Source organism: Sulfurovum lithotrophicum (assembly GCF_000987835.1).
GTDB lineage: Bacteria > Campylobacterota > Campylobacteria > Campylobacterales > Sulfurovaceae > Sulfurovum > Sulfurovum lithotrophicum.
This window is the reverse complement of the sequence record NZ_CP011308.1, coordinates 1,441,383-1,456,517: the sequence shown is the minus strand read 5'-3', so window position 1 is coordinate 1,456,517 and position 15,135 is coordinate 1,441,383. Positions and strand designations below refer to the sequence as shown.

The following is a 15,135-nucleotide window of genomic DNA, read 5'->3' as shown; positions in this document are numbered from 1 at the left end:
AATTAAAGGACACATTTTATGTCACAACCAGTTGAAAATCTAGATGAAGTGTTAAAGAATCACAAGCTCAGCAAAGAGGAGTACGAAGATATTCTTCGTATTCTTGACGGGCGTCATCCCAATATCGTCGAGATCGGGATCTTTTCTGCAATGTGGTCGGAGCACTGTTCCTACAAATCAAGTAAAAAATACCTGAACGGATTCCCGACCAAAGCGCCATGGGTCATCCAGGGGCCGGGTGAGAATGCCGGTGTCATCGACATCGGTGACGGTATGGCGGCTGTTTTCAAGATGGAGAGCCACAACCACCCTTCGTTCATCGAACCTTTTCAGGGTGCGGCGACCGGTGTGGGCGGTATTTTGAGAGACATCTTCACTATGGGAGCAAGACCGGTGGCGAACCTGAACGCACTTCGTTTCGGCAGGGTCAGAGGTGACAGTGACATCAACAAGTACCAGAGACACCTTGTCCGCGGTGTGGTCGACGGTATCGGTTCTTACGGCAACTGTATGGGGGTACCTACCATCGGGGGTGAAGTAAGCTTCGATGAAAGCTATAACGGCAACATTCTTGTCAATGCCTTCTCTCTGGGACTGGTCAAGTCTGACGAGATCTTCCTCGGCGTTGCATCGGGTGTCGGCAACCCGGTCATGTATGTGGGGTCCAAAACGGGACGGGACGGCCTTGGAGGCGCAGTGATGAGTTCTGACTCGTTCACCGAAGAGTCCAAATCACTTCGTCCGACCGTTCAGGTGGGCGACCCGTTCACGGAAAAGCTTCTGCTTGAAGCCTGTCTTGAACTCTTCAAGACAGATCATGTCGTAGGGATTCAGGATATGGGTGCGGCCGGCCTTACCTCTTCGGCATTTGAAATGGCGGGTAAAACAGGTGCAGGACTTATTATGCATCTCGACAAAGTACCTGCAAGAGAAGAGGGGATGACCCCATACGACTTCATGCTTTCAGAGTCCCAGGAGCGTATGCTTATCTGTGCGAAAAGAGGAAGTGAGCAGGCGATCATCGATATCTTTGAAAAATGGGAGCTTGATGTCGCCGTCATCGGTGAAGTGACCGATACGGAAAGAATGGAACTTTTCTGGCACGGTGAGCAGGTGTGTGATATGCCGATCGCTCCGGTCAGTGAAGAGGCGCCTATCCTCGACAGGCCGGTAGCAAGACCGGCCTATCTCGACGAGGTCAATGCCAAAACGGTGGACGATTATGCCAAAGTGGATGATCAGGAAGCGTATGAAAAGCTTCTTGCCCCGCTTGAAGTGGTGGACAAAGCCTGGGTCTACAACCAGTATGACTCTATGGTGCAGACTAACACGACCAAGCATCCGGGAAGCCTCGATGCCTCCTGTATCCGTATCAAAGAGAACGGCAGGGCGCTGGCAATGAGTTCCGACTGTAACCCGCGCTACTGTTACATAGACCCCAAAGGCGGTGCGGCACTGGCGGTTGTTGAGTCGGGAAGGAATGTGGCGATGAGCGGTGCAAGGCCGCTCTCTATCACAGACTGTCTCAACTACGGAAACCCCGAGAACCCTGAAGTGATGTGGCAGTTTGCACAGGGATGCGAAGGGATCAAGGAAGCCTGTCTCGAGCTCAATACCCCGGTCGTTTCAGGGAACGTTTCGCTTTACAACGAAACCAACGGTGTTTCCGTATTCCCGACACCGGCTATTGCAATGGTGGGCTTGAACGATGACCAGAACAAAGTATTGCCGTCCGTTTTCCAGCATGAGGGGAACAACATTGTCCTCATCGGTGAAACCAGGGGAGAGTTCGGCGGTTCACTCTACCTTAAAGAACTCTTTGGAGAGACGGTGGGAACACTGCCTTCTTTTGACTATAAAACAGAATTGAAGCTCTGGGAACTTGTCATCGAAGCAAACAGGGTAGGCCTGTTACAGGCAGCCAAAGATGTGAATGTCGGTGGTATCGCTATTGCGCTTTCCAAAATGGCAGCGGTTTCAGACAAGGGGATCACGGCAAAGGTATCTGTCAAAGAGAGCCGGGATATTTTCGACGAATCTCAGAGCAGGGCACTGCTGGAAGTCAAAGATGAAGATCTTGAAGAGATTCTGCTAATGGCCAAAGGGCTTGGACTCAGAGCCGAAGTGATCGGAAAGGTCGGCGGCGAAGAAGTGAAGGTGAACGATGTGGCACTTCCGCTTGAGAAAGTGAAGGATGTTTATTTCAATACCTTTAAACGGACTATTGAACAGGACTTGTAACATTTATTCATAGGTTTTTTGGGTCACTGAGCACGGGTGTACCGATGTGGAGGCGCGCATATTGCGAAGCAACGTGCCGGGAACATCGAAGTACACTTGCGAAGTGACCGATTTTTGTCTACTTTTTCTAAAAAAGTAGAGAAGAAATCCTGAATGTGAAACTGTTTCTACTTTTTAAAAAAGTAGGGCAAAAGCGTCACTTTTACAATTGTGCGGACGGTGCTCCATCGCCTTGCTTCGCAAATATGGGCGATTACGCACCTGCACAAAAAGTGTAAAAGTAACATAAAAACTATAATTTGATGAAAGAGAGAAAAATGAGAGCATTACTAAGCGTGAGCGACAAAAGCGGCATTGTAGAATTTGCAAGAGGTCTGGAAAAACTGGGGTGGGAGATCATCTCTACGGGAGGTACCTACAAGGCACTGTCAACGGCAGGCATCAACGTCATCGAGATCGATGAAGTGACGAAGTTCCCCGAGTGTTTCGAAGGACGTGTGAAGACACTGAACCCTTATGTACATGGCGGTATCCTTCACAAGCGCGGTGACAAAGCGCATGTAGAGCAGGCCAAAGAGCTTGGTGTGGAAGGTATCGACCTTGTCTGTGTAAACCTCTACCCGTTCAAAGAGACCATCGAGAGAACGGATGATTTCGATGAGATCATTGAAAATATCGACATCGGCGGGCCGACAATGGTACGCTCTGCGGCGAAGAACTTCAACGATGTACTCATCGTGACCGATGTGAATGATTATGAAGAAGTACTTGGCGCGCTGGAGAACGGACGTGACAGTCTGGAGTTCAGAAGAGGATTGATGATCAAGGCTTTCGAGCATACGGCAGCGTACGATTCGATGATCGCCAACTACATGAACGGTCGTTTCAACAACGGATTCGGTGCGTACCAGTTCATTACCGGTAAAAAAGTGTTCCAGACACGTTACGGAGAGAACCCGCATCAGGACGGTGCGCTTTATGAATTCGGCAGCTTTTTCTCTGAGAATTTCAGGCAGATCAAGGGAGAAGCGAGTTTCAACAACCTTACCGATGTGAACGGTGCATTGAAAATAGCGGCGAGTTTTGGTGACGAACCGGCGGTCTGTATCGTCAAACACGGCAATCCCTGCGGATTTGCTATCAAGTCTACGCTGACCGAATCCTATGTGGAAGCGCTTAAGTGCGACCCTGTTTCAGCCTTCGGCGGTGTGGTTGCAGTCAACGGTATCGTGACCAAAGAGATGGCTGAAAAGATGAATGAGATCTTCCTTGAAGTGATCATCGCGGCTGATTTTGAAGAAGATGCCGTGGCTGTCTTCGAAAAGAAAAAACGTATCAAACTTTTCTCTCAGGGCAATGCAAAGCTGCTTATGAGCCATGATTCCCATGACTTCAAACATATCGACGGCGGTTTTGTGTACCAGAACTCTGACTGTATCTGTGACAATGAAGTGCATAATGCACAGAAAAAGTCAAAGCGCTCTGCATCGGAGCAGGAGATGAAAGACCTTGAGATCGCATGGAAAGTGGCAGGTCTTACCAAGTCCAACTGTGTGGTCTATGTCAAAGACTCTGCCATGGTAGCGGTGGGTATGGGTATGACCAGCCGTGTCGATGCGGCGCAGTGTGCGCTTAAAAAAGCCAAAGAGATGGGGCTGGATGTCTCAGGCGCAGCCATGGCTTCCGAAGCCTTCTTCCCGTTCAGAGACAGCATAGATGCTGCAGCCGAAGCCGGTGTCAAGGCCATCATCGAACCGGGCGGTTCCATCCGTGACGACGAAGTCATCGAAGCGGCCAATGAGCATGGCATCTCTCTTTACTTTACTACTGTAAGACACTTCTTGCATTAAAAAAATGGGCTTTGCTCATTTACGTTCGCATTAAAAATGGTGCCGTCAGGGGACAGCACCCTACGCATGTTTGAACTGATACATCATGATCGACGCTGCCACAGCGACATTGAAACTCTTGATCCCCTCTTCCATTTCTATGGTGACCACTTCATCGCAGAGTGCCAGTATTTCGTCTGATATGCCCAGCTGTTCATGCCCCATCAGGAGTACCCATTTGGACGGTACTTTGACTTGTGAGAGCGGGGTGGAGTTTTGGGTGACCTCCGCGGCGAAGATGCGGTAGCCTCTCTTTTTCAATGCCTCTATGGTCTCTTTGATATTGTCGTAGCGGCGGAACTTCAGTTTGCCTATGTGGCCCATGGAGACACGCAGTGCACGTCTGGCATAGGGATGCGGCCCCTGTCCGGGAACAAGGAGTGAGCCTACACCCAGTGCAGCGGCAGAGCGGGCTATGGCACCGACATTGTCCGTATTGCTGATCTCATCCAGCATAATGATGTGATCATCCAGGGCTTCGATGCTGCTCTCTTCGGGGCGAACACCGTGCATCATGACATTATGGTGAAGCCTGTGGCCGACGATCTGTTCGAGTACGGATTTGGGGGCGACATAGGCGATAGGGATGGTATAGTGCTCCAGGAATGTTCTATGGCTCTCAAAATATTCCCGTGTCGCAAAGATACTTTTGATCTCTATACCCGATGCGATCAGCAGATCAACCACTTTGGGACTGTCCGCGATGAAAGAGCCGTCTTTGGAGAATGCGTTTTCCCGCAATCTCTGGTATATCTGTACTTCCGGAAGGTTGATATCGTTCACTTCTATAAAATTCATAGCGTATTGTACAAAATATTTAAATTATTCCAAACTTGATTGACATTGACTAAGGTTTTTTGATATAATACTTTTAAAATTAAGCAGTAATTCAAGGGCACCTCTAATAACCCTGGATGCTCATAACATCTCTAGCTTTTGTCTAGGCTAGGCACTCTTTTGAAGGCCTAGCCGTAGCTAAGTCAAAAAAGAGTAACGACGCATAGGCGAAAGCTAGTGATGCCCAGAGGGTGGGCTTTGCAAACGCAATCTTTCACAAGATGCTTACTTCGTCTTAGCTTTGGCTAGGACTTGAAAGCCTCTTGCAAAATCTCACATTTGCAAAACCCATTATGAGTATTTAGGGTTATTAGAGGTGCCCTTAAGTTAGATAGGAAGTGAACAATGTCAAAAAGTTTATATGAAACATTAGGGGTCAGTGAAAATGCCAGTGCTGACGAAATAAAAAAGGCTTACAGAAAACTGGCGAGAAAATACCACCCGGATATCAACAAAGATGAGAGTGCCGTAGATAAATTCAAAGAGATCAATGCGGCGTATGAAGTCCTGAGCGATGCTGAGAAAAAGGCACAGTATGACCAGTACGGCGACCAGATGTTCGGCGGTCAGAATTTCCATGACTTTGCGCGCGGACAGGGGCAGGGAGTAGACCTTGACGAGATCCTTCGCCAGATGTTCGGTGGTGGCGCTGCTGGCGGAGGCGGCGGTTTCTCCGGCAGCTTTGGCGGCGCGCAGGGCGGTTTCGGAGGTTTCGGTGGCTTTGGCGGCCCGGACCTCAATGTCTCCGCGCGTATCACCGTACCTTTTATGACGGCCATTCAGGGCGGAAAGTACAAGATCAATGTGGAAGGCGAGAGCTTTGACATCAAGATCCCCGCCGGTATCAAAAGCGGTGAAACACTGCGTGTCAGAGGCAAAGGAAAGTCCTACCAGGGGCAGAGAGGCGACCTTCTCATCAAGGTAGAAGTTGCAGAATCTACCGAATACGAAAGAAAAGGAAGCGATCTTTACAAAACGTTCGATGTGCCTCTGAAAGAAGCGCTGTTCGGCGGCAAGGTACAGGTGCAGACACCTGAGAAAGAGGTTTCCCTTAAAGTACCCAAGAACACCAGGAACGGACAAAAGTTCAGACTTAAAGGCAAAGGTGTTCCCGACAGAAAGACCGCTATGAGAGGCGATCTCTATCTCATTGCCAATGTGGTGCTGCCCGATGTGGACAGTCTCGATCCCGAAGTCAGAAAAATACTTGAAGAAAAATTATAGAAGGAGTAATTGATGCATAGCTATGATGAACCCGTCTATCTCATTTCCGTAGTGGCAACGATGCTGGACATCCATCCCCAGACGCTCCGGCAGTACGAGAGAGAAGGATTGGTCGAACCTTCCCGTACGCAGGGGCGTATGCGTCTCTATTCCCAGAGAGATATCGACCGTATGAAACTCATTTTGCGCCTGACACGGCAGATGGGTGTAAACCTTGCAGGGGTCGACATCGTCCTGCAGCTCAAGGAGCAGATAGAGGAAATGCAAAAAGAGATCGAGCAGCTCAGAGACGAGCTCAGCAAGGTCAACCGTAACGGTTCGGTACATGTCAGCAAAGCGCTGGTAACCAAGAATTCGTACGATATTGTTATTTTTGAGGATTGATTCTCTTCCGGTCTATTCAGTGAGCGTGTAAGAATATTCCTACAGATATTCTGGAGGAAAAAAGCTATTATATCACTATAAAATATAATGCAGTGAATATTTAAAATGAAAGAAGAGGAGGGATGAGTATGTTGGGAGTTGTGGAGACTTGCTTGCCGTAGCACCTGTTGTCGAAGAACCGGGCAGCGATAGCAGATGACAGCAGTTTTTATGCCGGTCTTGCATTAACTGTTATCAGTACATGTGATGCCGATGCATTTAACCTGGGTGTAACTGACACGTTCCAATAGTTACCCTTTTCGGTAAGAGGTGAGTTTTGCCGAAAAGGCTTTCTTTGTAGAGGAAGGCAGAGGTAACCTCCACTTACTACAACATATTTTCCAAGGTATGAACTACAGATGAATGATACACAGATTGATGAAGACGAAATAGACCTCAAAGAGGTATTCAGAACGATTTACCGCTACAGATATATGATCATACTCTTTGTGGTCATTTTTACCCTTGCAAGTGCCGGTATCGCCTATTTCAAACCCAACGTCTATAAAGCTTCTTCCACAGTCGAAGTGGGTACTGAGGGTTACGGCAGCTATGGAGGAGGGCAGGATATTCTTTCCATGGCGATGTCACCGGGTGCGGAAAATACCGAAACGGAGATGGAGATCATCAAGTCCAGGTTTCTGGCAGGCAAAGCGGCTGAAGAGGTGGATGTACTGCACCGCTACTATACCACGCGCCTATTCAGGGAGGTGGAACTCTACACGTCCAGTCCGTTCCGGGTAGGGATGCTCAGGGGCTATGATATATCATTCGAGCTTTATCCTGTCGATGAGAAGCGCTACCGTCTGGTACTGCCGGAATACGAGGATGAGAACAAAACCGTTACCGTTGTCAATTATGACAAAGTCCTGCCTTATGGCCAAGAGATAGATACCCCCTATTTCCACCTCAATGTTGTTAAAACAGGAAAGATGACAGACAAAAAGTACCGTTTTGTCGTCTATGATCCCAAAGAGGAAGGTTCCATTGCACAGGAAGGTGTAAGCGTCAGCCAACTTTCCAAATACTCTATGGTCCTGCAGATCTCCTATGAAGACAATGTCGCTCTGCGTGCCCAAGAGTTTGCCAATGCCCTGGCAAAAGCATACTTGCAGCAGAGCATTGAAAAGAAGACTAAAGAGGCGACCCAGAAACTTGAATTCATCGACAAGCAGCTGAAGTTCATCACGGAAAACCTGAAAAGCTCGGCGGTGAAGCTTGAAGAGTTCAAAAAAAGCTCCAGCACCATCAGTCTGAGCGCCAAGGCCGAGACTATTATCAGACAAATGAGCGAAAAGGAGACCCAGCTCTCCGAGATAAGTATAGAAGAAGAGATGCTCACCAAGCTCTACCAGAGTGTCAAATCCGGAAAAAATCTGGAAAGTCTGGCGCTTGTAGGTGTAGACAAGTCAAAGTCTTCACTTGCCGGAATGATCAAGGAGCTCCAGGATGCGATCATCAAGAAAAAGATCCTGCGTGCGGACTACACGGAGATGCACCCGGAAGTCGTGAAACTCAGAAAGACTATCGTCCAGCTTAAAAAAGTGATCATCTCCACGATCAAGAATATGGAGAAGAACATCAAAGAGCGAAAGGTGCTTCTGCAGAAGTCCATAGCACAGTCGCAGAAACTGCTCGACAAGCTGCCTGCAGACGAAAGAATGTTCGGCCAGCTTCAGCGTAAGTTCTCGGTGAATGAAAAGATCTACTCCTACCTGCTGGAGAAACGCTCGGAAACCGCCATCATCAAGGCGGCGACAGTCAGCAAGAACCGTATCATCGATACAGCGCTCTACCCGAAAGACCCCATCAAGCCTAAACGAAAACTCATCGTACTGGTGGGGATGATCCTAGGCTTGATCGTCGGGATCGCCCTGGCATTCCTGAGGGCATTCCTCGATGACCGTATCAAAAGCGAGGAGGATGTCTCTCGTGCAACGAATGTACCGTTGCTGGGGATGATCCCCCATATCAAAAAAGATGCCGAGAAGTTGACGGTGGTCGCTTCACCAAAATCCGCTGTTGCGGAATCGTTCAGGCACCTTCGTACCAATTTGCAATTCATGGAAAAAGAAAAAAGCTCCCATATCATCTCTATTACATCAACGATAGGCGGGGAAGGTAAAAGTACGGTCAGTATGAACCTGGCAGCGATCATGAGTATGGCTGACAAAAAAACGATCCTGCTGAATATGGATATGAGGAAACCGACACTGCATGAAAGGTTTGGGCTGAAGAATACCAAAGGCATGAGTACGCTGCTTTCCAAACATACGGCGTTGTCCGATGTGATCCAGCATTCAGAGTACAGTAACCTCGATGTCATTACTTCCGGTCCGGTTCCTCCCAACCCGAGTGAACTGATCCAGGGGGAGTTGATGAAAAAGGTACTTGAGAAACTGGGTGAAACGTATGATGTCATCATCATGGATACTCCGCCTATCGGTCTTGTAACGGATGCGAGAACATTGATGCACCTTTCAGATACCAGCATCTTTGTACTCAGAGCCGAGTACTCGAAAAAAGGCTTCATCAGAGGGATCGATGAACTCTATAAGCATGAAGAGATCGAAGGACTGGGCATACTGCTCAACGATATAAGCATGGACAGAAACGGCTATGGTTACGGTTACGGATATGGCTACGGCTACTACGAGGATGATCAAAAGTAATGTTCTCTTTCTTTAGAAAAAAAGAGGAGAGGAAGCCTGCCCCGCAGTTGAAGGTAGATTTGCATTCCCACCTTATCCCCGGTATCGATGACGGTTCCCAAAGTATGGAAGAGAGCCTCACTCTGCTCAAAGGTATGGAAGCTCTGGGCTATGAAAAGCTCATTACCACACCGCATATCATGGCCGATGCCTACAAAAATACGCCGAAGATCATCAAGACAGGTCTGGAAGAACTTCGTAACGCTGCCCGAGAGGAGGGCATAGAAATGGAGATCGATGCTGCTGCCGAGTATTACCTCGATGACGGTTTCATTGATCTTCTCGGAGAAGAAGAGGTGATGGCGATTAACGGGACGTATCTGCTTTTTGAAACTTCCTATGTCTCCAAACCGCTGCGAACCGAAGAGATGATCTTTGAAATCACCTTGGCAGGCTACACACCTGTTATGGCACATCCGGAACGGTACCGCTACATCAAAGAGCCTCTAAAAGAGTACGGTCGATTCAAAGAGCTTGGCGTACTGTTTCAGGTCAATCTAAACTCTTTCGGCGGCTATTACGGAAAATCGGCAAAAGTCCTGGCTGAATTTTTAAGCCGGAACGGAATGATCGATTTTCTCGGTTCTGATGTGCATCGTCAAAAACATGTTGACACACTGGAAGCGGTTTTGAAGTCTGATGCTTACAGAGAGATATTCGCGCATAATGAGATTATGAACGATAAACTATAAATGTTAAAATAACACAGGAATAAAAGGAGAGGATAATGATCAAAAAAATCATACTATCAATGGGGGTACTGTTTCTGCTGGCAGGATGCGGGAGTCTCGATTCGGAATACCAGCTTGTACAGAATGAGCAAATGAAGACACAGAGAGAAACAGCGGTGATGAGGGGAAGTATCGAGTACCGCATTCAGCCACAGGACAGACTGAAGGTCGTATTCTATCGTGATCCTCAGCAAAGTGTACAGGTTCCGATCGGTGAACTGGGACAGGAAATGACAACCGATGGAATTCTTGTCGATGTGGCAGGCTACGTAAGGCTGCCACTCATAGGGAAGGTTAAAGTGGCAGGCCTGTCACAGTCACAGGCAGCCGACCGCATTACACAGCGTCTTAGAAAATATGTCAATGCACCTTCGGTCTATGTAGAAGTGCTCAATAAACGAGTGTATGTGTTGGGAGAGGTGAAAAAGCCGGGCGTAGTGAAGCTTGACAGAGAGAAAATGACACTCTTTGAAGCGATAGCCTTTTCCGGTGACTTGACCGACAATGCAGTCAGAGACAACATCATTATTATTTCCAGTGATCCAAGACACGGGTTGCGCATGCGAAGTGTCGACCTGACGAACTTTAAAACAATGAAGTATGCCTCACTGATGCTGCGTCCCAACGATATCGTCTATGTACAGCCGGACGGCTGGAAAGAGTTCAGGGTCAAATCCGACAACTTTACCGCGCCGTTCGAGACCATCACAAAGATTGCTGCACCGTTCGCGACGCTCAAATACCTGAGCGATTAAAGAAGATTGGATGAAAAGTTTTTAAATATATCATTTGGTTATATACGATATCCCGCTTGGTAATCCACTTTGTTTTGAGATAGAAAGGTGGCTTCACCGCTATGCTGACACTCCCGAATGGCTTCCGGAATCTCACCCTGTATGCGGAGGCTTCAGGAGAAGATAAAGCGGGGATATACCCGAATTTAAATCCAACGTGTAAGATTATTCCTACATACATTCTTGAGTAAAAAAGCTATTATTATGAAAAATAAAAGGCAGGGGACAAGGGGATAGTTAAGATGGAACAAAATAATGCATATTCCCATTCCTTTACCTATCCTTGCAATATTAAATAGCTATTGCTGGAACTGGCTACATTGGCCTTTAATGATTTTACCTGAAAACAGGAATTATGACATGCTCGGAGTTACTATGGGGCATAAAATGTTTAAAGAACTTGGAAGAAGTAAGTATGAAAGTATCAGTATAGATGAACCGGTGCTTATCGGTATTAAAGGGATCATGGAAGATCCTACGTGGAGATTATAAATAGATGACTAATATCATATTATGCGGCGGCAGCGGTACCCGGCTGTGGCCACTCAGCCGTACGCTTATGCCCAAACAGTTCGTCAAGCTCTTCGAAGGAGAGTCCCTCTTCCAGAAGACCGTGGAGCGTAACCAGAAAGCCTGCGACTCTCAGTTCATTGTCTCCAACACAGAACAGTACTTTCTGGCAGTAGACCAGATAGAAGAACATAACGACGATCATTCAAAATTAAACATTCAACATTTAACATTCCTGTTGGAGCCGGTAGGGAGGAATACAGCTCCGGCCATCGCGCTTGCCTGTCTAGCGCTTGACCCCGAAGAGACAGTCCTTGTCACACCTTCCGATCATCTCATCAAGGATGAAGTTGCCTACCTGGAAGCTGTAGAGAGAGCAAAAGCTCTGGCAGTGCAGGGCAGTCTCGTTACCTTCGGTATCACTCCACAATATCCCGAAACGGGGTTTGGTTATATTGAAGCAGAAGGTGAAGATGTCCGCTCCTTCAGGGAGAAGCCTGATGCACAGACCGCCCAGTCCTATCTTGATGCAGGAAACTACTACTGGAACTCAGGGATGTTCTGTTTCAAGGCGGGTACGTTCCTTGATGAACTCCAAAGCTACGCACCGGAGATCTTCGAAGCATCGGTAAAGGCTTATGGACAGGCAAAGAAAGATGACATGATCCGTATATCCCATGAAGATATGATGGCCATCCCCGAAGACAGCATCGACTATGCGGTGATGGAGCAGAGCAGCCGTGTCAAAGTCGTGCCTTCGGACATTGCATGGAGCGATCTTGGAAGTTTCGACGCACTATATGAGGAACTGCCGCAGGACAGTAACGGCAATGCTTCTTCTTCCCTGAACTCAGAGATCATCACACAGCAGGCCAGCAACAATCTCATCCTCTCTGAAAAGCTGGTCGCCGCCATTGATGTGGATGACCTGCTCATCGTTGACACCGCCGATGCGCTTCTGGTCTCCCAAAAGGGTAGCTCACAGAAGGTCAAGGAAGTAGTGAAAAAGCTTAAAGAGCGTAACTCCGAGCTGCCCAACATCCATGTCACTGCACACAGACCTTGGGGAACCTATACTATACTGGATGAATCCAATGGATACAAGGTCAAACGTATCGTGGTCAAACCGGGTAAACGCCTTTCTCTGCAGAAACATTTCCACCGTTCTGAACACTGGATCGTTGTCTCAGGTACAGCCACCGTTACACGTGGCAACAAAGAGTATCTCGTACGTGCGAATGAATCGACCTATATCCCTATGGGAGAAATACACCGTCTGGAAAACGTAGGAAAGATCGACCTGGTAATGATCGAAGCGCAGGTAGGCGAGTATGTGGGCGAAGATGATATCGTTCGTCTTGCTGATGATTTTAAAAGAATGGAGAATTAAATGGCAGAACAAAAAGTAGCACTTATCACCGGAGTCACTGGACAGGACGGGTCCTACCTGGCTGAATTCCTTTTAAAGAAAGGGTATATTGTACATGGTATCAAAAGAAGAGCATCTCTTTTTAACACGGACCGTATCGACCACCTCTATCAGGACCCACATGTAGAGCACAGGAACTTCATCCTGCATTATGGCGAGATGACGGATTCCATGAACCTGACGCGTATCATCCAGGAAGTCCAGCCAGACGAGATCTACAACCTCGCCGCCATGTCTCACGTAGCCGTCTCGTTCGAAACACCCGAATACGTGGCCAATGCGGACGGAACGGGAACACTTCGTATCCTCGAAGCGGTCAGACTGCTTGGACTTACAGAGAAGACACGCATCTACCAGGCATCCACTTCAGAGCTTTATGGAAAAGTACAGGAAGTTCCTCAGACAGAGACGACACCGTTCTATCCGCGTTCTCCTTATGCCGTGGCAAAGATGTATGCCTACTGGATCACGGTCAACTACCGTGAAGCGTATGACATGTTTGCCTGTAACGGCATTCTCTTCAACCATGAATCTCCCGTACGTGGTGAAACCTTCGTAACCAGAAAGATCACAAGGGCTGCTTCCAAGATCGCTCTGGGCCTTCAGGACAAACTCTACCTGGGTAATCTCGATGCCAAGCGTGACTGGGGACATGCCAAAGACTACGTGAAGATGATGTGGCTGATCCTTCAGGCGGATGAACCCGAAGACTGGGTCATCGCTACAGGTGTCACCACGGCTGTACGTGACTTTGTACGTATGGCGTTTGGTTATGTGGGTATCGAACTGGAATTCAAAGGCGAAGGTGTCGATGAAGTGGGTATCGTCAAGTCCATCGATGAGACAAAGGCGAAGAATGCCGGGCTTGACGTCCAAAGACTCCAGGAGCTTGCAGGCAAAGCAGTGGTCGCCGTTGATCCGCGCTACTTCCGTCCAACCGAAGTGGACCTGCTTATCGGTGATCCGACAAAAGCGGAACAGAAACTCGGCTGGAAGCGTGAATACAAACTCGAAGAGCTCGTCAATGATATGATGAAGTCAGACCTCCACCTGATGACCAAAGACCAGTACCTCAAAGAGGGCGGTTACACCATCATGAACTATTTCGAATAGGCAGTACAGTGCAAAAAAACAGCAAGATCTACGTTGCCGGTCACAGGGGACTGGTAGGCTCCGCCATTGTCAACAACCTCAAAGCCAAGGGCTATACCAATGTCATAGGCAGGACGCACAGTGAACTGGACCTCTTGGACCAGAATGCCGTCAAGGAATTCTTCGAGACGGAAAAACCAGACTATGTTTTTCTCGCAGCCGCGAAAGTGGGCGGTATTGTGGCGAACAACACCTACCGTGCCGACTTCATTTATGAAAACCTCCAGATCCAGAATAACATCATCCACCAGAGTTACCTTAACGGTGTGAAGAAACTGATGTTCCTGGGGTCCACCTGCATCTACCCCAAAAACTGCCCTCAGCCTATGAAAGAGGAATACCTGCTGACAAGCGAGCTGGAGTACACCAACGAACCTTATGCCATCGCCAAGATCGCGGGTATCAAGATGTGTGAGAGTTACAACCTGCAGTACGGAACCAACTATATCTCCGTCATGCCGACCAACCTTTACGGCCCCAACGACAACTTCGATCTTGAGAAGTCGCATGTATTACCCGCTTTAATCCGTAAGGTTCATCTGGGTAAAGCTCTTGAAGAGAACAATTGGGAAGCTATTAGAAATGATTTAAATAAACTCCCGATTGAAGGTATAGATGGCAGTGCATCTGAAAAAGAGATATTGTCTATTCTAGATAAATATGGAATCAAATCATTAAACATTGAACATTCAAAATTAAACATTAGTATAGAAATTTGGGGTTCGGGGAACCCGAAACGCGAATTTCTATACTCGACCGATATGGCAGATGCCTGTGTCTTTCTCATGGAAAACAGAGATTTCAAAGATATCATCTCTCAACAATTTACAAATACACCAATAACCAATAACCTATCACTATCACAATCCACTATCACACAGCCAATGGCTGATGAAAAGTCCTGCGAAGCACTAACCCAACCACAGTCACTATCACAATCCACTATCACTGAAGTGCGAAACACTCACATCAACATTGGAACAGGAACAGATATTAGTATAAAAGATTTAGCTTATATGATAAAAGATCTCATTTGTTTTAACGGTGAGCTTTATTTTAACACGGACAAACCCGACGGAACCATGAAGAAGCTGACAGATGTTTCCAAGCTTCATAGTCTTGGGTGGAAGCATAGTGTTGAATTAAAAGATGGTATAGAAAAAATCTATACCTGGTATTTGGGGAATTCTTAAA

At 47.6% G+C, this 15,135-nt stretch carries 12 protein-coding genes; 11 read left to right on the top strand and 1 reads right to left on the bottom strand.

All coding sequences use genetic code 11. The features are described from left to right. The first annotated feature begins 18 nt into the window (after window positions 1-18). Both purL and purH read left to right on the top strand, forming a co-directional pair. Window positions 19-2,241, top strand: coding sequence for a phosphoribosylformylglycinamidine synthase subunit PurL (purL, locus tag YH65_RS07165; RefSeq protein WP_046551276.1), 2,223 nt, complete (start codon window positions 19-21; stop codon window positions 2,239-2,241). A 317-nt stretch (window positions 2,242-2,558) separates the two neighbouring features. Continuing rightward, entirely contained in the window at window positions 2,559-4,091 is a 1,533-nt protein-coding gene (purH, locus tag YH65_RS07160; RefSeq protein WP_046551275.1) for a bifunctional phosphoribosylaminoimidazolecarboxamide formyltransferase/IMP cyclohydrolase, read from the top strand. Window positions 4,092-4,151: 60 nt separating this feature from the next. Here the strand turns inward: purH and YH65_RS07155 are convergent, their stop codons facing one another. Beyond that, window positions 4,152-4,928 (bottom strand): TrmH family RNA methyltransferase, encoded by a 777-nt coding sequence (locus YH65_RS07155; protein ID WP_046551274.1) that lies wholly within the window; start codon window positions 4,926-4,928, stop codon window positions 4,152-4,154. A 384-nt stretch (window positions 4,929-5,312) separates the two neighbouring features. On the opposite strand from YH65_RS07155, the gene YH65_RS07150 reads away from it, so the two are divergent. From YH65_RS07150 to YH65_RS07115, 9 genes are all read left to right on the top strand, one after another. Further along, window positions 5,313-6,191, top strand: coding sequence for a DnaJ family protein (locus YH65_RS07150; RefSeq protein WP_046551273.1), 879 nt, complete (start codon window positions 5,313-5,315; stop codon window positions 6,189-6,191). Between the two features lie 12 nt (window positions 6,192-6,203). Continuing rightward, window positions 6,204-6,575, top strand: coding sequence for a heat shock protein transcriptional repressor HspR (locus tag YH65_RS07145; RefSeq protein WP_281175033.1), 372 nt, complete (start codon window positions 6,204-6,206; stop codon window positions 6,573-6,575). A 398-nt stretch (window positions 6,576-6,973) separates the two neighbouring features. After that, window positions 6,974-9,286: a GumC family protein gene (locus YH65_RS07140; RefSeq protein ID WP_046551271.1), complete on the top strand. Its 2,313-nt coding sequence runs from the start codon at window positions 6,974-6,976 to the stop codon at window positions 9,284-9,286. After that, window positions 9,286-10,017: a tyrosine-protein phosphatase gene (locus YH65_RS07135; protein WP_046551270.1), complete on the top strand. Its 732-nt coding sequence runs from the start codon at window positions 9,286-9,288 to the stop codon at window positions 10,015-10,017. Before YH65_RS07140 ends, YH65_RS07135 begins: the two co-directional genes overlap by 1 nt. 35 nt (window positions 10,018-10,052) lie before the next feature. Next, window positions 10,053-10,811 (top strand): polysaccharide biosynthesis/export family protein, encoded by a 759-nt coding sequence (locus YH65_RS07130; RefSeq protein WP_046551269.1) that lies wholly within the window; start codon window positions 10,053-10,055, stop codon window positions 10,809-10,811. Window positions 10,812-11,105: 294 nt separating this feature from the next. After that, complete coding sequence (locus tag YH65_RS11480) at window positions 11,106-11,342, top strand: hypothetical protein (RefSeq protein ID WP_154806482.1); 237 nt, start codon at window positions 11,106-11,108, stop codon at window positions 11,340-11,342. 4 nt (window positions 11,343-11,346) lie between these two features. Continuing rightward, entirely contained in the window at window positions 11,347-12,750 is a 1,404-nt protein-coding gene (locus tag YH65_RS07125) for a mannose-1-phosphate guanylyltransferase/mannose-6-phosphate isomerase (protein WP_046551268.1), read from the top strand. Beyond that, a complete protein-coding gene (gene gmd, locus YH65_RS07120) occupies window positions 12,751-13,902 on the top strand; it encodes a GDP-mannose 4,6-dehydratase (protein WP_046550466.1) in 1,152 nt (383 codons plus the stop codon). Window positions 13,903-13,910: 8 nt separating this feature from the next. Further along, the gene (locus YH65_RS07115) at window positions 13,911-15,134 is read left to right on the top strand and encodes a GDP-L-fucose synthase family protein (protein ID WP_084722049.1); all 1,224 of its coding nucleotides are present in this window, start codon (window positions 13,911-13,913) and stop codon (window positions 15,132-15,134) included. The last annotated feature ends 1 nt before the right edge of the window (window position 15,135 follow it).

Excerpts from the sequence above, each read along its gene's own strand:
- YH65_RS07155 (WP_046551274.1), bottom strand. The coding sequence starts at position 4,928 with ATGAATTTTATAGAAGTGAACGATATCAACCTTCCGGAAGTACAGATA.
- YH65_RS11480 (WP_154806482.1), top strand. The coding sequence starts at position 11,106 with ATGCATATTCCCATTCCTTTACCTATCCTTGCAATATTAAATAGCTAT.
- YH65_RS07150 (WP_046551273.1), top strand. The coding sequence starts at position 5,313 with ATGTCAAAAAGTTTATATGAAACATTAGGGGTCAGTGAAAATGCCAGT.
- YH65_RS07125 (WP_046551268.1), top strand. The coding sequence starts at position 11,347 with ATGACTAATATCATATTATGCGGCGGCAGCGGTACCCGGCTGTGGCCA.
- YH65_RS07135 (WP_046551270.1), top strand. The coding sequence starts at position 9,286 with ATGTTCTCTTTCTTTAGAAAAAAAGAGGAGAGGAAGCCTGCCCCGCAG.
- purH (WP_046551275.1), top strand. The coding sequence starts at position 2,559 with ATGAGAGCATTACTAAGCGTGAGCGACAAAAGCGGCATTGTAGAATTT.
- YH65_RS07145 (WP_281175033.1), top strand. The coding sequence starts at position 6,204 with ATGCATAGCTATGATGAACCCGTCTATCTCATTTCCGTAGTGGCAACG.
- purL (WP_046551276.1), top strand. The coding sequence starts at position 19 with ATGTCACAACCAGTTGAAAATCTAGATGAAGTGTTAAAGAATCACAAG.
- gmd (WP_046550466.1), top strand. The coding sequence starts at position 12,751 with ATGGCAGAACAAAAAGTAGCACTTATCACCGGAGTCACTGGACAGGAC.
- YH65_RS07130 (WP_046551269.1), top strand. The coding sequence starts at position 10,053 with ATGATCAAAAAAATCATACTATCAATGGGGGTACTGTTTCTGCTGGCA.
- YH65_RS07140 (WP_046551271.1), top strand. The coding sequence starts at position 6,974 with ATGAATGATACACAGATTGATGAAGACGAAATAGACCTCAAAGAGGTA.